At 49.0% G+C, this 23,965-nt stretch carries 19 protein-coding genes and 1 riboswitch; of the genes, 2 read left to right on the plus strand and 17 right to left on the minus strand.

Features of this window, described 5'->3' with window-relative positions; translation table 11 throughout:
* Positions 1-442 precede the first annotated feature (442 nt).
* The 16 genes from purD to Q0V21_RS23895 all read right to left on the minus strand — a co-directional run bounded on the left by purD (position 443) and on the right by Q0V21_RS23895 (position 19,466).
* Positions 443-1,714, minus strand: coding sequence for a phosphoribosylamine--glycine ligase (purD, locus tag Q0V21_RS23820; RefSeq protein ID WP_079344054.1), 1,272 nt, complete (start codon positions 1,712-1,714; stop codon positions 443-445).
* A gap of 118 nt (positions 1,715-1,832) precedes the next feature.
* Positions 1,833-3,380 (minus strand): bifunctional phosphoribosylaminoimidazolecarboxamide formyltransferase/IMP cyclohydrolase, encoded by a 1,548-nt coding sequence (gene purH / locus Q0V21_RS23825; protein ID WP_094938663.1) that lies wholly within the window; start codon positions 3,378-3,380, stop codon positions 1,833-1,835.
* 296 nt (positions 3,381-3,676) lie between these two features.
* Positions 3,677-4,294, minus strand: coding sequence for a phosphoribosylglycinamide formyltransferase (purN, locus tag Q0V21_RS23830; protein WP_301880893.1), 618 nt, complete (start codon positions 4,292-4,294; stop codon positions 3,677-3,679).
* A complete protein-coding gene (gene purM / locus Q0V21_RS23835) occupies positions 4,294-5,334 on the minus strand; it encodes a phosphoribosylformylglycinamidine cyclo-ligase (protein ID WP_024633540.1) in 1,041 nt (346 codons plus the stop codon). Before purM ends, purN begins: the two co-directional genes overlap by 1 nt.
* 855 nt (positions 5,335-6,189) lie before the next feature.
* Positions 6,190-7,668 (minus strand): amidophosphoribosyltransferase, encoded by a 1,479-nt coding sequence (gene purF / locus Q0V21_RS23840; RefSeq protein WP_024633541.1) that lies wholly within the window; start codon positions 7,666-7,668, stop codon positions 6,190-6,192.
* The gene (gene purL, locus Q0V21_RS23845) at positions 7,653-9,896 is read right to left on the minus strand and encodes a phosphoribosylformylglycinamidine synthase subunit PurL (RefSeq protein WP_079344049.1); all 2,244 of its coding nucleotides are present in this window, start codon (positions 9,894-9,896) and stop codon (positions 7,653-7,655) included. Before purL ends, purF begins: the two co-directional genes overlap by 16 nt.
* The gene (gene purQ, locus Q0V21_RS23850) at positions 9,874-10,563 is read right to left on the minus strand and encodes a phosphoribosylformylglycinamidine synthase subunit PurQ (protein ID WP_024633543.1); all 690 of its coding nucleotides are present in this window, start codon (positions 10,561-10,563) and stop codon (positions 9,874-9,876) included. The genes purL and purQ overlap by 23 nt, the downstream gene beginning before the upstream one ends.
* 4 nt (positions 10,564-10,567) lie before the next feature.
* Positions 10,568-10,813 (minus strand): phosphoribosylformylglycinamidine synthase subunit PurS, encoded by a 246-nt coding sequence (gene purS / locus Q0V21_RS23855; RefSeq protein ID WP_024633544.1) that lies wholly within the window; start codon positions 10,811-10,813, stop codon positions 10,568-10,570.
* A 578-nt stretch (positions 10,814-11,391) separates the two neighbouring features.
* Positions 11,392-12,264 carry a phosphoribosylaminoimidazolesuccinocarboxamide synthase gene (locus Q0V21_RS23860; RefSeq protein ID WP_301880895.1) on the minus strand — a complete coding sequence of 291 codons (873 nt, stop codon included), beginning with the start codon at positions 12,262-12,264 and terminating at the stop codon, positions 11,392-11,394.
* A gap of 232 nt (positions 12,265-12,496) precedes the next feature.
* The gene (gene purB, locus Q0V21_RS23865) at positions 12,497-13,795 is read right to left on the minus strand and encodes an adenylosuccinate lyase (protein ID WP_024633546.1); all 1,299 of its coding nucleotides are present in this window, start codon (positions 13,793-13,795) and stop codon (positions 12,497-12,499) included.
* Entirely contained in the window at positions 13,792-14,994 is a 1,203-nt protein-coding gene (gene purK / locus Q0V21_RS23870) for a 5-(carboxyamino)imidazole ribonucleotide synthase (protein ID WP_301880896.1), read from the minus strand. The genes purB and purK overlap by 4 nt, the downstream gene beginning before the upstream one ends.
* On the minus strand, positions 14,991-15,476 hold the full coding sequence (gene purE, locus Q0V21_RS23875) for a 5-(carboxyamino)imidazole ribonucleotide mutase (RefSeq protein ID WP_079344046.1): 486 nt from the start codon (positions 15,474-15,476) through the stop codon (positions 14,991-14,993). Before purE ends, purK begins: the two co-directional genes overlap by 4 nt.
* Before the next feature lie 187 nt (positions 15,477-15,663).
* A riboswitch (purine riboswitch) is annotated at positions 15,664-15,765 on the minus strand.
* Between the two features lie 271 nt (positions 15,766-16,036).
* Complete coding sequence (locus Q0V21_RS23880) at positions 16,037-16,471, minus strand: universal stress protein (protein WP_024633549.1); 435 nt, start codon at positions 16,469-16,471, stop codon at positions 16,037-16,039.
* Between the two features lie 189 nt (positions 16,472-16,660).
* The gene (locus tag Q0V21_RS23885) at positions 16,661-16,924 is read right to left on the minus strand and encodes a DUF1294 domain-containing protein (RefSeq protein WP_024633550.1); all 264 of its coding nucleotides are present in this window, start codon (positions 16,922-16,924) and stop codon (positions 16,661-16,663) included.
* A gap of 129 nt (positions 16,925-17,053) precedes the next feature.
* Positions 17,054-17,191 (minus strand): hypothetical protein, encoded by a 138-nt coding sequence (locus Q0V21_RS23890; protein ID WP_173405256.1) that lies wholly within the window; start codon positions 17,189-17,191, stop codon positions 17,054-17,056.
* 145 nt (positions 17,192-17,336) lie between these two features.
* Positions 17,337-19,466, minus strand: coding sequence for a DNA topoisomerase III (locus Q0V21_RS23895; RefSeq protein ID WP_301880898.1), 2,130 nt, complete (start codon positions 19,464-19,466; stop codon positions 17,337-17,339).
* Between the two features lie 383 nt (positions 19,467-19,849).
* Between Q0V21_RS23895 and Q0V21_RS23900 the strand changes: the two genes are divergently transcribed.
* Positions 19,850-21,784, plus strand: a complete 1,935-nt coding sequence (locus Q0V21_RS23900; RefSeq protein ID WP_301880899.1) for an amidase family protein — start codon at positions 19,850-19,852, stop codon at positions 21,782-21,784.
* Positions 21,785-22,036: 252 nt separating this feature from the next.
* Here Q0V21_RS23900 and Q0V21_RS23905 read toward each other — a convergent pair whose 3' ends face one another.
* Positions 22,037-23,032: a ketoacyl-ACP synthase III gene (locus Q0V21_RS23905; RefSeq protein WP_301880900.1), complete on the minus strand. Its 996-nt coding sequence runs from the start codon at positions 23,030-23,032 to the stop codon at positions 22,037-22,039.
* A 242-nt stretch (positions 23,033-23,274) separates the two neighbouring features.
* Between Q0V21_RS23905 and Q0V21_RS23910 the strand changes: the two genes are divergently transcribed.
* Positions 23,275-23,820, plus strand: coding sequence for an NADPH-dependent FMN reductase (locus Q0V21_RS23910; RefSeq protein ID WP_301880902.1), 546 nt, complete (start codon positions 23,275-23,277; stop codon positions 23,818-23,820).
* The last annotated feature ends 145 nt before the right edge of the window (positions 23,821-23,965 follow it).

A 23,965-nucleotide genomic window follows, 5' to 3' on the forward strand; every position in this document is an offset into this window, starting at 1 on the left:
CACTAAAACCAGGGTTACCCCTCATGCTGTCGCTTGTTTCTCCGATTTACTCCACCAAAATTCTCCATTTGGACAGTTTACAATATCGCCTTCCCAATAGATATCCACCTCCCCTCTCATTCATTCCTGTTTCAGAAAAGTATAACACGATCTGCACCAAACCATCCAGTTGCACGTTATGGTTTGTAGCACTACATATTGTATTGTTCACAAAATAGTCTTTATGTATGAAGATTTCATTCATTATGGTTAGACTAGACGGTTTTACAAAAATAATACCCTCTGCCAAGATTGCTTAAACAACTCAGGAGTCTGGTTTTCTTTCCTTGACCTGTCGGTAAATAGAAACAGCTTTGCCCCATAGTCATGTATACGCAACAAAAGGCTCGCAGGATGCAAACACCTTTTCAGGCGAGCATCTTACGAGCCCCTTGTTGTTGAGTTATTGGTTAACCAAAGCCTTGGCAGCAATATCAGACCGCTGATGTTTGCCATCAAAGCGGATTCGGTCCGCTTGAGCATAAGCTTTGTTTCTTGCATCGGCGATATCGGCACCAAGACCTACCACACCCAGGATACGTCCGCCATTGGTAACCCACTCTCCGGATTCATTGCGTGCCGTACCCGCATGGAAGACTACCGCTTCGTCTACTTGATCCAGCCCCTCAATCGCTACGCCTTTTGCATAAGGACCCGGATATCCGCCAGAAGCGAGCACAACACATACGGCAGCTTCTTCGCTCCATTCAATCTCGATATCCGCCAATTTCCCGTGCACGGTTGCCCAGAAAATGTCGAGTAGGTCACTCTTCAGACGTGGTAATACGACCTGAGTCTCGGGATCACCGAAACGGGCGTTGAATTCAATCGTTTTGGGTTTACCATCTGGTGAAATCATCAGCCCAGCAAACAACACACCCTGGAACGGACGTCCTTCGGATACCATCGCTTTGGCCGTTGGTTTGATAATCGTCTCCACTGCTTCCTCAATGATAGATGCCGGGATGTGCGGAAGTGGCGAGTAGGTTCCCATTCCACCTGTGTTTGGCCCCTGATCATTGTCAAATACCGGTTTGTGATCCTGTGCAGCTGCCATCGGACGAACGGTCTCTCCATCCACAAAAGCCAAAATCGACATTTCCTGACCTGCCAGGAATTCTTCGATGATGACCTTGGCTCCTGCTTCTCCAAACACTTTATCCACCATAATGCTCCGGAGCGCCTGATTAGCCTCCTCACGGGAATAAGCTACTGTAACGCCTTTACCAGCTGCCAGTCCATCAGCCTTAATCACCACAGGAATGGCTTGCTCATTCAGATAAGCCTGCGCTTGCTCGTAATTGTCGAATTTCTCATAGGCTGCAGTCGGAATATTGTATTTGTGCAGCAGGTCTTTCATAAATGTTTTGCTGCCTTCAATCTCTGCTGCATTGCGACGTGGTCCAAAGACTGGAATGCCTGTCTTGTCAAAAGCGTCCACAATGCCGTCTGCAAGCGGATCATCCGGCCCAATAACAACCAAGCCTACATGAAGCTCCACAGCGAGCGCTGTCAGTTTATCAAATTCATTTACTGCAATCGGATGACACTCGGCGAGCTGTGCAATGCCTGCATTTCCCGGCGCACAGTGAATCTTGCCTGCCTTCGGGCTTTTCGCCAGTGCCCATATGATTGCATGCTCCCGGCCACCGCCGCCCACTACCAGAATATCCATTAGCGTTGTTCCCTCCATGAATTTCAGGATTTTTCATTTTCTCTTGGTAAAAAAGCTTCAAAAGACGATGAACAAGCCTATTCGCTTGTTCATCGTTTGGAAGCAGTATAGTTATCGTTTAATGTTTGAAGTGACGAACGCCAGTGAAGACCATGGCAATGCCGTATTCATTCGCTACTTTGATGGACTCTTCGTCCTTGATGGAGCCACCTGGTTGAATCACTGCCGTAACTCCAGCTTTCGCTGCGAGCTCCAGTGTGTCGCCCATTGGGAAGAACGCATCAGATGCCAGAATGGCACCTTTGGCTTGATCGCCTGCTTGTTCAATCGCAATTTTGGCTGCACCGACACGATTCATTTGACCTGCGCCCACACCAACAGTCATGTCGTTTGCCGCCAGCACGATCGCATTGGATTTCACATGCTTAACCACTTTCCAGCCAAACAATAGCTGTTTCAGTTCTTCTTCGGATGGTGCACGATCTGTTACTACCTTCAACTCGCTTGCTTCAATGGAATGCACGTCGCTTTGCTGTACGATCATGCCGCCGTCGATGGAAGTTACTACGAATTGACTCTCACGATTGCGGGCAGCGTTGAGTTCACCCGTTTTGAGCAAACGAATGTTTTTCTTTTTGGTCAGGATATCGAGAGCCTCTTGTGTAAAGTCAGGAGCCAGAACGATTTCCAGGAAAATCTCACTCAGTTTAGCCGCTGTATCGCTGTCGATAATGCGGTTGGCTGCCACGATTCCACCAAAGATGGAGGTTGGATCAGCCGCATAAGCTTTACCATAAGCTTCGTAGATGCTTTCGCCAATACCTACGCCGCAAGGATTCATATGTTTGACCGCCACAACAGCTGGTTCTTCAAATTCCTTCACAATCTGCAAGGCTGCGTTCGCATCGTTAATGTTATTGTAAGACAACTCTTTGCCATGCAATTGCTCGGCTGTTGTCAACGTATCTTGAGCTGCCAGCGGTTTGCGGTAGAATGCCGCCTGCTGGTGTGGATTTTCGCCATAACGCAAATCCTGGAGTTTTTCGTAAGTAACCGTCAGACGCTCTGGCAGCGGATCACCGTTCAGGTTGGAGAGATAGTCAGAAATAACTGCATCGTAAGCCGCTGTATGACGGAACACTTTTGCCGCAAGCCGTTTGCGTGTTTCGAGTGTAGTGTCTCCACTGCTGCGAACTTCTTCAAGCACCTTGCCATAATCTGCTGTGTCAACAACGACACTAACAAAAGCATGGTTTTTGGCAGCAGAACGAAGCATGGTTGGACCACCGATATCGATATTCTCGATCGCGTCTTCGTACGTTACATCCGGTTTGGCAATGGTATCTTGGAAGGGGTAAAGGTTTACGACAACGAGGTCGATATAATCCAATCCGTTCTCTTCCATCTGGCGCTTATGCTCTTCGCTGTCACGAACAGCCAGCAACCCACCATGAACTGCTGGATGCAATGTTTTGACACGTCCATCCATAATTTCCGGGAATCCGGTCACATCCGAAATTCCGATGACAGGTACGCCTTCCTTCGACAACAGACTGCTTGTACCTCCTGTCGAAATAATCTCCACACCCATTTGCGACAGCTCGCGGCAAAAATCCACGATGCCTGTTTTATCCCATACGCTGACCAGCGCTCTTTTGATACTCACAATATGCTCCTCCTTTAATGTCCCATGGCTTCGCGTTTCATGGCGAAACACAACCGATTTATTTCCCGAGAAATATCACAAAATGCGTACCAATTTTCGACTTCTGTTATACAAGTTGAACCAAGATGTTTACACGGGACACTCCAATGACAGAACAACCTTCCAATCGCTGTTATCCCCAGATTTTTCGATTCCCTTTTCTTAAAGGGAAAATCCGGTGATAAAGGCGAACGCTTCGCTTTTTCAGGTTTTTTCTGTCCTCTCCGTTAATGTGTAAAAAAATTTTTAAACTTATTTCAAACCGGTTTGTTAACAGTGACGTGACGTCCGTCTAACTGAACCAGACCTTGCGCGAACCAGGAAACAACCTCGGGGTAAAGCTTTTGTTCGGCAGCATGGATGGAGCTACTAACGGATTCAGCTGTATCCTCTGGCAAAATCGGAACAGGCTGCTGGGCAATAATCGGCCCTGTATCCATGCCTCCATCCACAAAGTGCACGGTAACTCCGGTAATTTTAACGCCGTACTCTAGTGCCTGTCCTACTGCATCTTTGCCTGCAAACGCTGGCAACAAGGACGGATGAATGTTAATCAGCCGTCCTGCATAGCGATCCACGACCACTGAAGTCAGCAATCTCATGTAACCGGCAAGAACAACCAGATCAATGTTTTTGGATTCAAGCACTTCCACAATTTCAGCCTCGTAGGCTTCGCGGGAATCATAATTTTTGGGAGTAAACAGATGGCATTCCACGCCTGCATCCTGCGCCCGCTGCACAACACGTGCAGCCGGCTTGTCACATACCAGCAGATCTATGGATGCACCCAGTCCTCCGTTCCGTGCTGCATCAACCAATGCCTGAAAGTTCGATCCTTCACCAGAGGCAAATACAGCAATACGGTAGTTCGTCATTAAACATCCGCTCCCGTGAAGGTTACTCGCGCATCTCCTTCTGTAACACGGCCAATGATGTACGCTTCTTCGCCAGATGCCTTCAGATGTTCCAGCGCTTCACTTGCATCTGCTTCGTTCACAACCAGCACAAGTCCAATCCCCATATTAAACGTGGTGAACATGTCACGGTTCGATACAGATCCTTTTTCTTGCAGCAGGTTGAAGATTGGCAGAATCGGCCAAGAGCCGTAGTCGATATCTACATTCACGCTGCTTGGCAGCATACGCGGGATGTTCTCGATGAAACCACCACCTGTAATGTGGGCCATGCCTTTTACTTTTACCTTTTCAAGCAGAGAAAGAAGTGGTTTTACATAGATTTTCGTTGGTTCCAGCAGTGCGTCACCCAGCTTGCCACCCAATTCAGCGACTTCATCCTGCAAGCCCAATCCAGCTTGTTCCAGCAAAAGTTTGCGTACCAAGGAGAAGCCGTTGCTGTGCACACCGCTGGATGCAAGTCCGATCACCGTGTCGCCAGGAGCGATAGTTGTACCGTTAATGATTTTCGCTTTGTCCACGATACCCACCGTAAATCCGGCAATATCGTATTCACCCTCACTGTACATGCCCGGCATTTCAGCCGTTTCGCCACCGATCAGGGCACAGCCCGACTGATGACACCCTTCTGCGATGCCCGCAACAATGGCTTCGATTTTCTCCGGGATGACTTTGTCACACGCCAGATAGTCGAGGAAGAACAACGGCTCTGCACCCTGTACCACAATGTCGTTCACACACATGGCTACCGCGTCGATTCCGATGGTATCATGACGGTCCATGGCAAATGCGATTTTCAGCTTGGTTCCTACACCGTCTGTACCGGATACAAGCACCGGCTCATCATATTTATCTTTGTTCAAACCGAACAGGGCGCCAAAGCCTCCCAGATCTGTCATCACTTCCGGACGGAAGGTACGTTTCACGTGTTTTTTCATCCGTTCAACCGCTTCGTTGCCTGCCGCGATATCGACGCCGGCGTTTTTGTATGCTTCGGACAAGTGGAATCCGCTCCTTTTTTTTCGCCCCTCCTAAATCCTCCCGCCCGGGAGGACCCCAAAGGACCTTGGCAGGCCCTCTGGACACCCGCCAAACAAGCGGTGCAGGGGTGGCTGGTATGATCTTGCTATGGTTGGTTCGTGCGTGTGCTCGCGTTTTTGTTCGCCTTTCCCGTTGGCCGTAGGCCATCGGTCGGCGAACCCCGCTCGACTGCGCTGCGGGGCTGCGCCCGCTGGGGCAGCTGCTTCGCTTGGCTGCCCTTGCCCCTGTTGCTCCGCAAGGCGGGGCTTAGGGCTCGGGCTGCGCCCGGGGGCAGCTGCTTCGCTTGGCTGCCTGTGCCCCTGTTGCTCCGCAAGGCGGGGCTTAAGGGCTCGGGCTACGCCCCGGGGGCAGCTGCTTCGCTTGGCTGCCCGGGGGCAGCTGCTTCGACTGGCTGCCCGTGCCCCTATTGCTCCGCAAAGCGGGGCTTAAGGGCTCGGGCTACGCCCCGGGGGCAGCTGCTTCGCTTGGCTGCCTGTGCCCCTGTTGCTCCGCAAGGCGGGGCTTAAGGGCTCGGGCTACGCCCCGGGGGCAGCTGCTTCGCTTGGCTGCCCGGGCCCCTGTTGCTCCGCAAGGCGGGGCTAAGGGCTCGGGCTGCGCCCGGGGGCAGCTGCTTCGACTGGCTGCCCGTGCCCCTATTGCTCCGCAAAGCGGGGCTTAAGGGCTCGGGCTGCGCACGCTGGGGCAGCTGCTTCGCTTGGCTGCACGTGCCCCTGTGCTCCGCAAGGCGGGGCTTAGGGCTCGGGCTGCGCACGCTGGGGCAGCTGCTTCGCTTGGCTGCCCGTGCCCCTGTTGCTCCGCAAGGCGGGGCTTAACAGCTAGCAGCTGCAGCCGAATTTTTCTTCACCGCCGAAATCGAGGCGGGTTGGGTAATCATTATCAAAACATGCGAGGCAGAGCCCGCCTTTATAGTCATCCTGATTATCTCCCTGAATCGATGTAATCAGCCCGTCGGGGCTGAGGAACGCCAGAGAGTCCGCATTAATCTCACGGCAGATTTCTTCCACCGACAGCTGTGAGGCAATCAATTCGCGGCTGTCGGGAGTGTCAATACCGTAGAAGCACGGGTTTTTGAACGGTGGTGATGTAATCCGCACGTGGACCTCGGTTGCTCCGGCATCTCGAAGCATGTTCACGATCCGGCGGGAAGTTGTTCCCCGTACGATGGAGTCGTCAATCATGACCACGCGTTTGCCTTCGACAACACGGCGCACGGCGCTCAGTTTCATCTTCACGCCTTGTTCCCGCAGTTCCTGGCTTGGCTGGATAAACGTACGTCCGGTGTATTTGTTTTTGATCATACCCATCTCATACGGAATCCCGGTTTGTTCCGCGTAGCCGATTGCCGCGGAAATACTGGAGTCTGGCACACCTGTCACCAGATCAGCATCCACGAAAGACTCAATCGCCATCCGGCTACCCATCCGTTTACGCGCAGCGTGCTGGTTTGCACCGTTCATGTCACTGTCCGGACGGGCAAAGTAGATATACTCCATCGCGCACAGTGCCTTACGGTGTTTGTGATGATCGAAACGGTCCTCGTGAAGACCATCTGCATCAAGCACCAACAGTTCGCCTGGCTCAATATCACGAATCAACTCTGCACCGATGGTTTCCAATGCACATGTCTCGGATGCAAACAGATATGCATCTCCCAATTTACCCATTGTGAGCGGACGCAGACCATGGGGATCGGAAGCAACCAGCAACTTATCGTTGGTCATGATTAGAAAAGCATAACCACCCACGATACGCTGAAACGCATCCTTCGCAGCTTCCACCAATCCTTTTGGCGATCTCGCTATTAAATGGGCAATAACTTCCGTATCACTGGTCGTTTGAAAAATGGAGCCACCCTGCTCCAGCTCACGCCGAATTGTTGGCGCATTGACAATGTTACCGTTAGTTGCTACTGCCAGATCACCATCACGGTATTTAAATACCAATGGTTGTGCATTCGTCAGCTTACTGTCACCACTGGTTGAATACCGAACGTGTCCGATGGAGATATCCCCGGTCAACGTCTGCATTAGATCCTTGGTGAAGACTTCCTTCACCAGACCCATACCACGGTGGTAGTGAAACTCGTTGCCGTCGCTTACACACATGCCTGCACTTTCTTCCCCCCGGTGTTGAAGCGCATGCAGGCCATAATAGGACAACGATGCAGCGTCAGGGTGCTTAAACACCCCGAATACGCCACATTCCTCCTTTAATTTGTCGAGCCCTTCCTTACCGGACCCTTCATTATAATAATCGCCTGTCCACAAAGGTCCTGTCGTCAGTTCATGAGACATGGAATCGCATCCTCCCAGACCTGTGTCAAACCTCCTACGGGTTCGTTCACGGCTGATGTTCCGTTCAATTCAATCGACAAATTACTTCCTTCAACACGCCCAATCACGGCTACAGGCACACCACGCTCACGTACAAAAGCTTCCAGCTTACCCGCTTGCTCCGGCGAAGCCGACAGCAGAATCCGGGATTGGCTTTCACTGAAAAGTGCATGGTCCCCACGCAATCCCGTCTCAACATTGACCTGTGCACCCACATTGCCGCTGATGCAAGACTCAGCCAATGCTACAGCCAAACCACCTTCAGACAAGTCATGCGCGGAGCGAACAAGTCCGGATTGAATGGCTTCCAGTACCGTGCTGAGCAGCGCTTTTTCTGTGTTCAGGTCCAGCTGTGGCGGACGGCCTTCCGTTTTGCCATGAACCGCATATTGCAGCTCACTGCCGCCCAGTTCAGCTTTCGTTTCACCCAGCAGGATGATAACGTCACCTTCGGCTTTGAAGCCTTGGGTTGTGATGTGATCTGTATCATGCACCAAGCCAACCATACCGACAACTGGCGTTGGGTAGATGGAGCCTTTGGCGTTTTCGTTGTACAGACTCACGTTACCACCGATCACTGGCGTATCCAGCACGCGGCAAGCTTCTGCCATTCCGTCTACCGCTTTTTCCATCTGCCAGAAAATATCCGGCTTCTCCGGGTTACCAAAGTTCAGGTTGTCCGTAATCGCCAATGGCTCTGCACCGGAACATACAATGTTACGGGCTGCTTCGCTGACTGCAATCCGTCCGCCTACTTCTGGATCAAGATACACATAGCGTCCGTTACAGTCCGTTGTCATCGCCAACCCTTTGCGTGTACCACGAATGGTCACCACCGCTGCATCTGAACCTGGGCGAACCGCAGTACTTGTACGCACCATGTAATCATATTGATCATAAACCCACTTCTTGCTCGCTACCGTTGGGGATGCCAACACTTGCTTCAACGCTCCGCCGAGATCCGACACTTCATCGTAACGAAGGGTGTCGATAGAGGCACTTTGCTCATAATAAGCAGGTACAGAAGATGGTTTGTCATACACTGGGCACTCGTCAACCAGTGCAGTTACTGGCATGTCTCCAACCACTTCGCCATGGTGGATCAATTTCAGACGTCCATCATCCGTTACTTTTCCGACTTTTGCACAGATAACGCCCCAACGTTCAAAGATCTCCATCGCCTGCGCCTCATCCTTCGGCTCAACAACGAACAACATCCGTTCCTGGGACTCCGACAGCATCATTTCATAAGGCGTCATGCCTTCTTCACGCTGTGGCACCTGATCCAAATATAATTCCAGACCGTTACCCGCTTTACTTGCCATTTCCGCACTGGAGCATGTCAGACCTGCTGCACCCATATCCTGAATACCCAGCACGATCCCTGTATCGATGAGTTCCAAGCAGGATTCCATCACGAGCTTCTCCATGAACGGATCACCCACTTGAACAGCAGTCCGTTTGGACTCGGATTCTTCTGTCAGCTCAACTGATGCAAAAGTAGCACCATGGATACCGTCACGACCTGTTGGCGGTCCAACATAATACACCGGGTTGCCTACACCTTTAGCGACACCGCGCTGGATTTTGTCATGATCGATCAAACCTACACACATCGCGTTAACGAGTGGGTTACCGTCGTAGCTTTCGTCAAACATAACTTCACCAGCAACGGTTGGAATTCCGATACAGTTACCATAGCCAGCAATACCGGATACGACATGTTCAAACAAATACTTCACGCGGTCACTTTCCAGCTTGCCAAAACGCAGGGAATTCAGAAGTGCCACCGGTCTTGCACCCATGGAGAAAATATCACGGATAATGCCCCCCACACCTGTTGCCGCACCTTGGTAAGGCTCAACCGCGGAAGGATGGTTATGGCTTTCAATTTTGAACACAACGGCCTGATTATCACCGATATCTACGATCCCGGCACCTTCACCCGGTCCCATCAGAACACGCGGCCCACTGGTTGGGAAACGGCGCAGCAGCGGCTTGGAGTTTTTGTACGCGCAGTGCTCGGACCACATGACACTAAATACACCAATCTCCGTGTAGTTCGGCTTGCGCCCCATGAACTCACAGATCAGCTCATACTCGCTGTCAGACACGCCCATTTGTGCGTAAAGTTTATGTTCTGCGACCTGTTCTGCCGTCGGTTCCTTAGCGGATAGCTGCTGCGTCATGCCGATCCCTCCATGCTTTCAAAATAGATGTAAACATACGTTTGCCGTCTTCCGAACCGAGCAGTGAGTCCACCGCGCGCTCTGGATGTGGCATCATGCCGACCACGTTTCCGCCCTCATTACAGATTCCCGCGATATCACCCAGAGAACCGTTCGGGTTGCTGCCATACGTAAAGACGATCTGGTTGTTTGCCTGCAAACTCGCCAGCGTCTCCTCGTCGCAATAATAGTTTCCTTCACCGTGAGCAATCGGAATAACAATCTCTTCCCCAGGTGCATAGTCACGTGTAAATGGAGTATCTGCATTTGCTACTTTCAATACTGTATCGTGACAACGGAATTTCAGCGACATGTTGCGGATCAATGCGCCCGGAAGCAATCCTGCTTCGGTCAAGATCTGGAATCCGTTGCAAATGCCGAGAATATATTTACCTTGTTCAGCAGCTTTCGCTACCTCGTTCATTACAGGTGCAAAACGGGAAATCGCTCCGCAGCGCAGATAGTCACCATACGAGAAACCACCCGGAACAAGGATACAATCATAAGCCGATAGATCTGTAGCCGTGTGCCATACGTAATCAACCTCTTGTCCAATCGCATCTTCTACTGCCTTGTAACAGTCGATGTCGCAGTTGGAGCCAGGAAACACAAGAACTGCAAATTTCATGGGATTAACCCTCCAATTCGTAGCGGTAATCTTCAACAACGGTGTTGGCCAGCAGCTTCTCACACATGACTGTCAATCGTTTTTCCGCTTCCGCACGATCTGTTGTATCCAGAGTCAGTTCCATGACTTTACCGATCCGTACACTTTCCACTTCATTGAATCCCATTGAGTGCAGGGCACCTTGAACAGCTACTCCTTGCGGGTCGAGAACGCTTTGCTTAATAGTGACATAGACGGTTGCTTTAATCATGATCCTTATGTTCCTCCTCAGTAATGAACGGAATAAATGCTTTATGCTGTTAAAAAAGTGACTTTGGGAGCTTGCTCCGGGGCGGATTGTTCTTCCGGTCGCTGTTGTCCCCAGGTTTTTTGATTGTTTTGAACCGCTGTGCGGTCAAAACCCGGGGACAAAGGCGAACGCTTCGCTCCTTTAAGAACAATTCCGCCCCTCCGCTAGTCCATGCGACGTTTTTTAAAGGCCTAAACCTTTTACGTTGCACGGTAAGTAATGGTCGAGACTGACCATTACGTGAGAACAGTGAATGGTCTTCAAGTTAGATTAGTAACTTCACTTTTTATATTGATAGACTTCCTGTTTAATAGAAGTCTTGGTTTAAATTTCCTCATCCACCAGTTTGAACACTGGCGGAGGGAAAGATTTGAGCTGGAGAAGCGAAAGCGGTCGCCTTTGCAACCGGAATGTGTCCTTTTGAAAAAAGGATTCCAACCAAAACATTCCGGGGGCAACAGCGATCGAAAGCCAAACTTTCCAGTAGCCTACACTCAAACGTCCCTTACTCAAACTTTCCCGCAGCTCACTCAAACGTATTACTTTGTTAAGCGGTTATAAATATCGACGTATCTTGCGGTTGTTGCCTCCACAACCTCTTGTGGCAGCGGGTCAGGTTTACTGTTCTTATCCCAATCGCTCCCCAAAAGATAGGTGCGTACCGGCTCTTTATCCATGCTATCGATCTCGATGTCGAGTGCGTAATTCTCTTTGGCCCAGAAACGAGAAGCGTCCGGAGTGAATATCTCGTCAATCAGGATGACTTTACCATCCACCATACCGAATTCGAACTTGCAGTCTGCGAGGATAATTCCGCGCTGATCACAATAGTCGCGAGCGAATTCATACAGACGAAGGCTCTTTTCCTGAAGCTCAATCGCCAGAGCATCTCCTACAAGTTCTTTCATTCGATCCATTGGAATGTCTTCATCGTGACCGACATCGTTTTTGGCAGCCGGGGTGAAGATGGGAACATCGAGCTTGGCGTTTTTGCGAAGTCCATCCGGCAGCTTGATGCCGTTAACCTCTCCGCTTTTCTCATATTGTCTCCATCCACCTCCCGTAATGTAGCCGCGCACCACACATTCAATATCAATACGCTCGGCTTTGCGGGTCACCATGATGCGGTCTTTAAGCAGTGCAGGGTCGGTGATGATATCGCCCAGTTGGTTTACATCCGTATGCACCACGTGGTTGTCCATCATATCGCCTGTCAGTTCAAACCAGAAGCTGCTCAGTTTATTAAGCACATTGCCCTTTTCCGGAACAGCCGGGTCCAGCACGTAATCAAACGCCGAAATCCGGTCCGTAACCACGATGAGAAAATGTTCACCCAGATCATACAACTCACGTACTTTTCCCTTATATAACAAAGGAGCTTTAACGAGATCTGCCACAGTGGACAGCGCCATGGAGGCTCACCTTCTTTCAGGAGATGTAAGGCTAAGGACAGAATCCTAATGGTGCGGACTCCACTCCGCTGACAGAACAATCTTCCGATCGCTGTTATCCCCAGATTTTTTGATTCCACTTTTTCAAAGTGAAAATCCGGGGATAAAGGCGAACGCTTCGCTTCTTCAGCTTATTTCTGTCCTCTGCGTTCCCTGCAAACCCATCATTCTGCGCTATAGCCTTATTGAATTATTAGTCGTTCAAACCGAGTTTTTTGAAGATGGTATCCACATGCTTCAGGTGCCAGGATGGGTTGAACGCATCTGCGATTTCCTCTTCGCTCAGTACCTCGGTGATTTCCGGTGTGGATCTCACGATATCCTGGAACTGGCGTTGTTCTTCCCAGGCCTGCATCGCACGTGGTTGAACGGTATCATATGCCTGCTCGCGGCTGAAACCTTTGTCGATCAGCTTGGTCAACACTCGGCCGGAGAATGGCACGCCGAAGGTGCGCTCCATGTTGCGTTTCATATTTTCAGGGAATACGGTCAGGTTCTTCACGATGTTACCGAAACGGTTCAGCATGTAGTTTAGCAGCATGGTCGCATCCGGCAGGATGATACGCTCTACGGAAGAGTGCGAGATATCACGCTCGTGCCACAGTGTTACGTTCTCGTAAGCAGATACCATATGTCCGCGAATGACGCGGGACAGACCGGAGATATTTTCACTGCCGATTGGGTTACGTTTGTGCGGCATTGCCGAAGATCCTTTTTGACCTTTCGCAAAAGCTTCTTCCACTTCACGGAATTCACTCTTTTGTAGCGCACGTACTTCTGTAGCGAACTTGTCCAGAGATGTTGCGATCAATGCCAGTGTAGCCATGTATTCTGCATGACGGTCACGTTGCAGCGTTTGAGTCGAGATTGGGGCAGGCTTCGTACCCAGCTTCTCACATACAAATTCTTCAACAAACGGATCAATGTTTGCGTATGTGCCGACTGCTCCAGAGATTTTGCCGTATTGTACATTGTCTGCTGCATGACGGAAACGCTCCAGGTTCCGTTTCATTTCTTCATGCCATAGCGCCATTTTCAGGCCAAACGTCGTTGGCTCCGCATGTACCCCATGTGTACGTCCCATCATTGGCGTGTGCTGATAAGTCAGCGCTTTTTCGCGTAAAATTTCGATGAAATTCACAATGTCGCGTTCCAAGATTTCATTTGCCTGACGTAATACATATCCCAGCGCTGTATCAACGACATCCGTGGAAGTCAGACCGTAGTGCACCCATTTCCGCTCTGCACCCAGACTTTCAGATACCGTACGTGTAAAAGCAATCACGTCATGACGTGTTTCCTGTTCAATCTCGTAAATGCGATCGATGTCAAAAGAAGCGTTCTGACGAAGCAATGCTGCTTCTTCCTTAGGAATGACTCCAAGCTCCGCCCATGCTTCACATGCACAAATTTCTACTTCCAGCCATGACTTGAATTTATTTTCCTCCGTCCAGATGGCTCTCATTTCGGGTCTGCTATAACGTTCGATCATAAATTTGTATTCCTCCAAAGATTAGTTTGTTCAATCCATTGTAATCCTTCTTCGACATCCTGACAGAGCAGATTGACATGCCCCATCTTCCGTCCTGTCTTCGCTTCGGTTTTACCATATATATGAAGCTTGGGGATGACACCAAGTTCCATCGCCTCCGCGTCATGCTGACCCGTTCTTGCAATGATTCCTTCCAGATGTTCTCCAAGCACATTGACCATAACAACCGGGCTTAATAATGAAGTATCTCCAAGCGGCAATCCGCAAACGGCACGGATATGCTGTTCGAATTGTGAAGTCGCACAGGCCTCCATTGTATAATGTCCCGAATTGTGCGGCCTTGGAGCCAGCTCATTCACATATAGTCTTCCATCCGCCGCAACGAACAGTTCCACTGCGAGCAAGCCCACTGCCTGCATCGATTGTGCCACGGCTGCTGCCAACTTCTGCGCTTCAATCTGAATATCGGTAGGTACTCTTGCCGGTACGATCGAAGTATGCAAAATGTTGTTCACATGAATGTTCTCGGCTGGCGGGAACGTCTTAATCTCCCCATTGGTACTCCGTGCAACAACAACTGAAATCTCGCAGTCAAACTTGATGAATTGCTCCAACACCAGTTCCGCACCGGTAGCTGCGAGTTCTTCATAAGCAGCTACCGCCTGATTTGCTTCTCGAATAACACGTTGACCCTTGCCGTCATATCCACCAGTCACCGTCTTCAGTACACAAGGAACACCAAGCTCACTGACTGCCGCTTGCATCGTATCTTTACTTGTAATCTCACGATAAGGAGCAACGCGTACGCCCGCCGCTTCGATTGCACGTTTTTCGCGCAAACGATGCTGGGTTGTGTACAGCAGCGCACTTCCTTGCGGCACATAGGATTCCCGTTCCAGAAGAGAAGCAACATCGGCATCTACATTTTCGAACTCATAGGTAATTACGTCACATTGCCGGGCCAGTTCGAGCGCAGCCCCCACATCGTCATACCCTGCTTCAATCTGACGGGCAACTTGTCCACATGGAGCGTCTGCAGCAGGATCCAGAGTAATAAATCGATAACCCATCGCTGTTCCGGCCAACGTCAGCATCCGTCCAAGCTGCCCGCCCCCGAGAATACCAATGGTTGTTTTCCCTGGGAGCATGACACGCTGTAATTGTCCCGCTGATCCGGATTGAACTCCCGTATGACTCATAGTTCATCACTACTTTCGAGCACTTCTTGTTTGATTCGCTCTCTACGGGCTTCACTGCGACGTTGGACATCTTGGTCAAAAGCACCGATGATCTGAGCCGCAAGCAATCCGGCATTCGTTGCACCTGCCTTGCCAATCGCTACCGTTGCGACGGGAATGCCGCCAGGCATCTGCACAATGGACAGCAAGGAATCGAGACCGTTTAGCGCCTTGGATTGCACGGGCACTCCAATGACCGGAAGCATCGTTTTGGAAGCGACCATACCGGGCAGATGTGCCGCCCCGCCCGCACCTGCAATGATAACCTTGAATCCACGGTCAACCGCTTGCTCCGCGTATTCAAACATCAAATCTGGCGTGCGATGCGCGGATACGACCTTTTTTTCATACCCAATCTCTAGCTCGTCCAGCACCTCACAAGCATGCCTCATCGTTTCCCAATCCGACTTACTGCCCATAATCACAGCTACCTGCACTGACATGAATACATCCAACTCCCGTCTGAGCGTTTTGGTTTGACCCTGTTGCTTCTCGTTTAATTGTGAAATGAGAAAAATCCGCTACCCGCGAAAACATCACATTTTCTCCGGACACCGGACTCCAAGAAATACGTATCCCGCATTTGGGCATGCCAAAGTGGGCTTGCTGTCCGCATCCGACTTCATGCGACTCTCAGCCGTATCTCCTCGTAGTCCGGAAATTTACGGTTCCCGGGTAGATACTTCCGGGCCCTATTCCCGGCGTTATACGAGCAAATATCTATTTCAACAAATGAATTCAATAATATTAAAGATTCCACATCTTTCGAACCTACTCGACCTTAATTATAACTGATCGACACATCTAACATTCTAACAATCCCCTACAGCTAATGTCAACTTAAAGACGAACATTTAACATATTGACAAATTTAATGTTCGGAAATTACCGATCATTTGGAGCAACCCCATCCCTTTTATTCCAAAAAAGAAAGCCGGCCCCTCTTCATCCCATCGAAGACAGCCGGCTCTTGCTCTTTCATGTGCACACACACATTCTATAATTATTTCACAATTAGTACCGGAACTTGTGCATGCTGCACCACGTTGTGACTGACACTGCCCAAGACAAATTCCCGGATTCCACCAAGACCACGGCTACCAATAATGATGATGTCCGATCCGTTCTCTTTGGCGTAATCGAGAAGAACCTCGGCAGCAGCCCCCTGGATCAGATCCACATTCGCTGTAACACCAGCAGCCTGTATGCGCTCTTTCGCCTCATCTGTCGTTTGCACTGCCAGATTATAGTAATCATTATTCAAAGAAGGCGGCAATGGTGCCAATCCTTCCCCGATAAATACACGCGGAAAGTCAAAGGCATGAATAACATCCAGTACAGCGCCCGGAGAAACTTTGGCTAACTCAATCGCACGATCAAGTGCTTTATTTGAAGCTTTGGAACCATCATAGGCCACTAATATTTTGGAGAATAACATGTAAATCCCTTCCCTTCCTTTATATGTAGAACAGTCGAAGCCATCTTTGGTCTAACATAAATTACAAGAACCATGTAACTCCTTAAACGCACCAGGACCAAAACGAATCAATCATACGAAACAATTTACATAATTATAATAACTTATTCATAAAGCGAGCAAAATAGCATCCATATTTATCGCGCCACATCATTGCAGAAAATAACCGTAGATAACCGCATTGAGAAATAACAACAACGGGATGCCGATTGTGAAGCTGGGATGTTTGGTCTTGTGACGTTTACGATACATGGCGACCCATACTCCCAACGCCCCTCCAATAAAGGCCAGCAGGAACAGCGTTCGTTCAGGTGTACGGTCTCGACGTCGTTGTGCACGTTTCTTGTCATCTGACATCACCAAGTAACCAACTACATTAATAAACAAAAACCAAAGTATCAATCCGGTTTGCATAGCGTTTTAGCGGTCCCCCTATCCCGGGACATCTCCCATATCTCCATTATAGACCTCCAGAGAGACATGTTCAACGCAAGGGTAGGGACCGCGTATCATTTCAGAAGGAAAGAAACATGCATCCCGAACCTAGGACTCCTGTTTTGGAATACCATTCAGATTGGGTGCTCTTTTGGCAGCTTTCTCCGGGCGTACAGCGATATGCTCTTCCCGGATGCTATCATTGTTTTGCTGGTTGTGAATTTTCTCTGGCTTGTTATGCGGCATCTGCGTATCACCTCCTAGGCTTACGTTGCCTGAAAAAGGAGGTTCTTATACGGCACATTGTTCCTGAACAGGCAATTCACACTCAGCGAACAACCCACATGAAGCAGTAATCCGTTGGATCTTTTCACTTAAAATCAAGAGCCGTCTATTCCCCTTTTTTCTCCATGGCCGCCTTCAGCAGATCCCCCAGATTAGAGCCAATCGATTCCTGTTTGGCATACTGCTTAACCAACTTTTGCTGATCACGTTTGTTCACATGCTGTTTGTCTTTATCCAACGTTTCTGTGATGCCGCAAGGTAAACATTGCACGTACAAACCTGCTTTACCCTCTTTAATTTCCATCTTTTTGTGACATTGCGCGCAGCGACGATTGGACAGTCTTTTCTCTGCCGAACGACTGTATCCACAATCCTCTGTGGGACAAACAAGAAATTTCCCGCGTTTGCCCTTCTTCTCCAACAAACGGGCATTACAATCCGGGCAGTGACTATTAGACACATTATGCGGCTTATACTCGGCTTTACTGCCTTTTACGGTGGATACAAGCTCTTTCGCCATCGAACGGATGCTATCCAGGAAAGGCCCTGGTTTCCCTTGTCCACGAGCGATCCGTTCCAGTTCCGCTTCCCAGCGGGCTGTTAATTCAGGTGAACGAAGCTGCGGAGCCGCCAGTTCAATCAGCTGTTTCCCTTTTCCCGTAGGATGCATGCTGTTGCCTTGACGATCGATTGTGTCAGAGCTGACCAATTTCTCAATAATGTCCGCGCGTGTAGCCGGAGTGCCCAGTCCATGCTTCTCCATTTGGGAAAGCAAAGCTGCTTCGGTGTACCGTTTGGGCGGCATCGTCCGTCCACTTTTGATATGACAACGTTGAACAGTCACGGGCTGTCCTTGCTGCACGTCTGGCAAAAGCGCACGTTCATGGTCTGAAGAATCTTCAGTCCGATCATCATCCTCATCGCTATACTCTCCGCCGTAAACTTCGCGCCAACCACTTTCTTTTACCGTTGTTCCTTTTACATAAAATGAATCATTCCCCACCTGAACGGTGATCGAGACAGAATCGTACTTCGCAGCCGGATAGAACAAGCTGATGAATCGGCGAACGATCAGATCGTATAGCTTACGTTCCTCTGGATTCAACTGATTGAGGAGAACCGTCTGTTCTGTTGGAATGATCGCGTGGTGATCGGTTACCTTGCTGTCGTCCACGATACGTTTGGTGATATTCAGATTTTTACGCAGCAAAGGACGGGCCAGAGACGCATAAGGTCCGATAGCAACACTATCCAACCGTTCTTTCAACGTTCCTGTCATATCTGAAGTCAGATAACGGCTATCTGTACGTGGATACGTTACCAGCTTGTGCTGCTCATACAGGCGTTGCAGAACATTGGATGTTTGCTTCGCGGAAAAACCGTATTTCCGGTTGGCATCCCGTTGTAATTCCGTCAGATCATAAGCCAGCGGATGCGGCTCAACCTTTTCACTTTTTTTCACTTGGGCAATCGAACCCTTGCGACCCTCTATCCGTTTCTTCAATGCCTGTGTCTCTTGCGGATCAAAGATGCGTGAATCACCGCCTGCAGCCCGCCACACTGCCTGAAAACCTCCAACATCAGCCGTTAACGTCTCGTACTCCTGCGAGCGGAAGCCGTTGATCTCATTTTCCCTGTCCATAATCATGCCGAGGGTTGGGGTCTGTACTCGTCCAGCTGACAATTGCGCATTAAATCGAACCGTCAGTGCCCGAGTCACGTTAAGTCCGATCATCCAATCTGCTTCTGCCCGGCAACGGGCCGATTCATAAAGTCGATCAAATTGGCTGCCTGGCTTCAGCGCTGCAAATCCATCCTTGATAGCCTTGTCCGTCTGGGATGATATCCACAGTCGCTTGAAAGGTTTCTTCCACTGGGCCATCTGCATAATCCAACGGGCCAGCAGCTCTCCTTCTCGCGCCGCATCCGTAGCAATAACCAGTTCGCCAACATCCTGACGTTTCATCAGCTGTGCAACCGCTTTGTATTGATGGTTTGTCTCTTTGAGCACCTTCAGCTTGGTACGTTCCGGCAGAATCGGCAGATCCTCCAAATTCCACGTTGCATACTTTTTGTCATAATCCTCCGGCTCAGCCAACCCAACAAGATGTCCAAGTGCCCAGGTTACGATATATTTCGGGCCTTCCATATAACTTTTATGTTTATCACGCGCACCCATCACTCTGGCAATTTCGCGTGCCACAGATGGTTTTTCTGCGAGTACCAATGTCTTCACTCAATCTCTTCCTTTCTTAATGAAACCTACGACTCTCTTGCTTCTATCGTTGATTATGTTCATTCTTCTACTTCTATCCTTTTATTATATCATTTCAGGGTATTGGTTTGCTTTGGCTTCCAAAAACGAATTGTTTCATGAATTAACACTTAACCATCCACTTATGTCATATTACTTTACACAATATGCTTCGACAAGTTTCTTCCGCGAATGGAATGAGAAGCATCTGGAAGCATGTATCACGTACGTACTGGATGTATGCGTTTTTTTGGATATATATGAGTGTTGTAAGAATACCTTACATGTATTTAGAATGTGACAAAAGCAACTATATCAGATTCGCTAACACACATCATTGATACACAGGAAGGGAGCGTGGATGCATGACTTATCATGGATCTGTATTGAAAAAAAGTGGGGCATTGTTATTGGCAGGGGCTGTTATCGCCACAACATGGGGAGGAACTGTACCATTGGCGTCAGCCGCAGCGGCAACGTCTTCGAGCAAAACTACGGTTGCAGCCGTAACAGCTGGTAAGGCTCCTGTCACTGCAACGGCATTTGTTCAAGCCATGGAAGAAGCGGCTACACTTGCAGGTGTTCCTTTTTCCATGGACAAGCTTTCTGGTACAACAGTACAGCGTAAAGACGCTGCGGTAGTCCTGCAAACATGGCTGAAGTTGGAGTCTGCTGCGGAATCCTTCAAGGATGTCCCGGATCAGGCAAGCTTTGCCGGTGCCATTGGTGCTCTGAACACCGCCGGATTGATGAAAGGATACACGGACTCTCTCTTTCTTCCTAATGCTGTACTTACACAAAATGATGTCGCCATTCTGAAAGACCGCATTTATAACTACATAAAACCATTTGTTCTGGAGGAAGCAACGATCACGGATCTCCAGGCTGCCATGACGCAAGGAAAGCTGACATCCAAAGAACTCGTACAGAAGTATCTGGATCGCATTGAAAAATACGATGATCAGGGTGTGAGCATTAACGCAGTCCTGACGTTGAACCCGGATGCTCTCAAAATCGCTGAAACTTTGGACGAAGAGCGTGCAGCTCAAGGCCCTCGTGGACCTTTGCACGGTATTCCGGTACTGGTCAAAGATAACTTCGACACAAATGATATGCCTACAACCGCAGGCTGTATCTGTCTGAAGGATTCTGTTCCTGCTCATGATGCTGAGCAAGTGAAGAAGCTCAAAGCAGCAGGGGCCATTATTTTAGGAAAAACTAATCTGCATGAATTCGCATTCGGCATTACTACCTCCAGCTCCTTGGGCGGACAAACACTGAACCCTTATGCGCTGGATCACTATCCAGGCGGATCTAGTGGTGGAACAGGTGCTGCTATTGCCTCAAACTTTGCAGCTGCAGGCTTGGGCACAGACACGGGCGGATCAATCCGCATTCCATCCAGCTTCAACAGCCTCGTGGGTATTCGTCCAACGATCGGACTATCCAGCCGTGAAGGGATTATCCCTCTCGCATTAACACAGGATGTCGGCGGCCCGATGGCTCGTACTGTGAGTGATGCCGCCATTATGCTGGACGCTACAGCTGGCTATGACAAAAACGATGTGGCTACAGCCTATGCCGTAGGCAAAATTCCTTCAAGCTATACAGACTTCCTGGATGTAAACGGACTGAAGGGTGCACGGATCGGTGTGGCCACCGAGCTCATTCCAAGTACCAAAGCCGAGGAAAAAGCCGTTGCTGACGTGATTAACAACGTGGTAGTAGAACTCCAATCGTTGGGAGCTACCGCAGTTCCAATCAGCATCCCCAATCTGGCAGAAATCAATAAATATCCAAGCTTAAGCGGATATGAATTCAAATTCCAACTGAATGACTATCTTGATTCTCTGGGAGAAGATGCGCCATATCACAGCCTGTCGGAGATTATCGCATCCGGACAGTTCGACAAATCACAGGAACAATCCATGAAGACGCGTGATGCAAGAGAAACACTGGAGACAACAGAGTACAAAGATATTGTACTGAAACGTACCCAAGTTACACGCGAGTCCCTGTTAAAGGTCATGGCAGACAACAACCTGGATGCCATCATCTATCCTACATCTACGCAAGCTGCTGGCATTATTGGCGAGGGCCAGAACTCTGGTGGTAACAACCGACTCAGTCCGTTCTCCGGCTTCCCGGCCATCACAGTTCCTGCCGGTTTCACTACCGACGGTTTGCCTGTAGGCATGGAATTCCTGGGACGCGCCTTTGACGAAGGAACCCTGATCAAGCTGGCGTACAGCTACGAGCAAGGAACTCATCATCGCCAAGCACCTAAGCTCACGCCATAAACCTTTAATTAGGTTAATTAAGATGTAGATCAAAATAACCCCACCTTGCTTACTGTAATCATATTAAATATCTAGCTTTATGCGGGTTATCAGGTATTCCCTTGCCAAGCTAATCACTTTCGAATTGCACAGCTTATTGAATGTAATCAATCTGCTCACATTAAAAGTACACCCCTTTCATGAGTTCATGAAAGGGGTGTACTTTTTGGGATGGTATCTCAGTTCAAGAAGGATAACATTATATTCAAACGTTTAAATGGTATCCGGTACTCCCCATCTTAGAACCAGTCCGGCGTAAGTCAGGCCACCCCCAAAACCAAAGAGGGCCACCTGCTGCCCATGCTTTAATTTTCCTTCGTCCACTGCAAGCTGTAAAGCAAGAGGAATCGAAGCCGCCGAGGTATTTCCCCGATACTCCACACTTGTTAAAGTGCGTTCCAACGAGATAGGACCACGTTCACATACTGCTTCAATCATTCTTAGATTCGCACTATGCGGAACAAACCAATCAATCTGTTCCGGTTTAAGCTCAGCTTTGGCTATAAGATTACCTAACTGTTCAGGAATCGTTCTTACAGCCCATTTATAGATCTCTCTGCCATTCTGCACAAGGCATCCCTCACTCTGCAGAGGTACGCCATTCATCTCCGAAGATAGACCACTCTTATAGAGATGGATACCTCCTTCTCCACTCGTACCTGAGATCGCTGCCATAAAATCGCCTTTTCCGGCAGCTCTCTCTACCAAAAATGCTCCTGCCCCGTCTCCAAACAATACGCATGTCGTACGGTCTGTGTAATCGGTAATCTTGGACAACGTCTCCGCTCCAATAACCAGCACTTTATGATACATGCCACTGGTTACCAGGCTGTCAGCCAGCTGCAATCCATACGTAAACCCTGCACATGCCGCATTCAAATCAAGCACTCCCGTATGTGGAATGTTAAGGTTCGCCTGTACTCTGGATGCTGTGCTGGGAAATGCATATTCAGGTGTGCTGGTAGCAACCAAAATCATATCCACATCTTCTACGCTAACATTATAACGATGCATCATATCTTCTACAGCCTTCGTAGCCAGATCAGACACAAACTGATCATCAGCTGCAATGCGCCGTTCTCTCATCCCTGTACGCTGTACAATCCATTCATCACTCGTATCGACCAGCTTCTCCAAATCAGCATTACTTAATATTCGATCCGGTACATACGTACCCATTGCCGTAATGGTTGCCATTGATTGATTCATACCGGTAATCACCTCGTTTGTTTTTTACCATTATAGCACTAAGTATTAGTACTTGGTACTAATTTTTAAAAATATTTATTATGACTCAAACGATCGCATGCAGTTTTGATGAAGAATTGTGGATATCTCTTGATTAACATGAAGAATGCCTTAATTAAAACCGTTCTCTATAGACAGTCTAGTCCTACAGGAGGAAAATAAACAAATCGCCTACATTATTAAAGAATAGAGATGATGCTACGTTGAAGAAAGAACTAAATATCCTTGCCATTTCCGGAAGTCTGCGCAACCAGTCCTCTAATACGTTACTAATGCATGCCATGATTAAACTGGCTCCTCCTAACCTTAAGTTTGAAGTATATGAAGGATTAAACGATCTACCGCATTTTAACCCTGACCTCGATGTCGAGGAAGGTCCTGTATCCGTGCAAAATTGGAGAGCCCAACTGAGGCATTCGGACGGAGTTCTTATCTGCACACCGGAGTATGGAAACGGAGTTCCTGGGGCCTTAAAAAACGCATTAGATTGGATCGTCTCTTCTGGAGAATGGCTCAATAAACCCACTGTTGCCATCGCTGCTTCTCCAAGCGCCATGGGTGGTGACAAAGCCCATGCTTCACTATTGCTGACGTTAAACATGATTAATGCACAAATCTTACATGATGCCTCCCTAACCATTCCTCATATTACTTTGAAAATGAACAAACAAGGAATCATCATTGATTCAGAGACCCAGCATGCAGTGGAGAGTTCCCTTTTACGCCTAGAGAATGCATGCAACCAATGAATGAATACACAAGAAAGAGGCCGCTTCATAAACTGACTATAAAGGAATGAACAACCTAAAAGAGATTTAACAATCTCAGATCAATAGAAATAAAAAAACAGCCCTGGCTATTCACCGGGCTGTTAAGGTTTATATTAATTGATAT

The organism is Paenibacillus sp. 11B (assembly GCF_030487755.1).
Taxonomy (GTDB): Bacteria; Bacillota; Bacilli; order Paenibacillales; family Paenibacillaceae; genus Paenibacillus; species Paenibacillus vandeheii.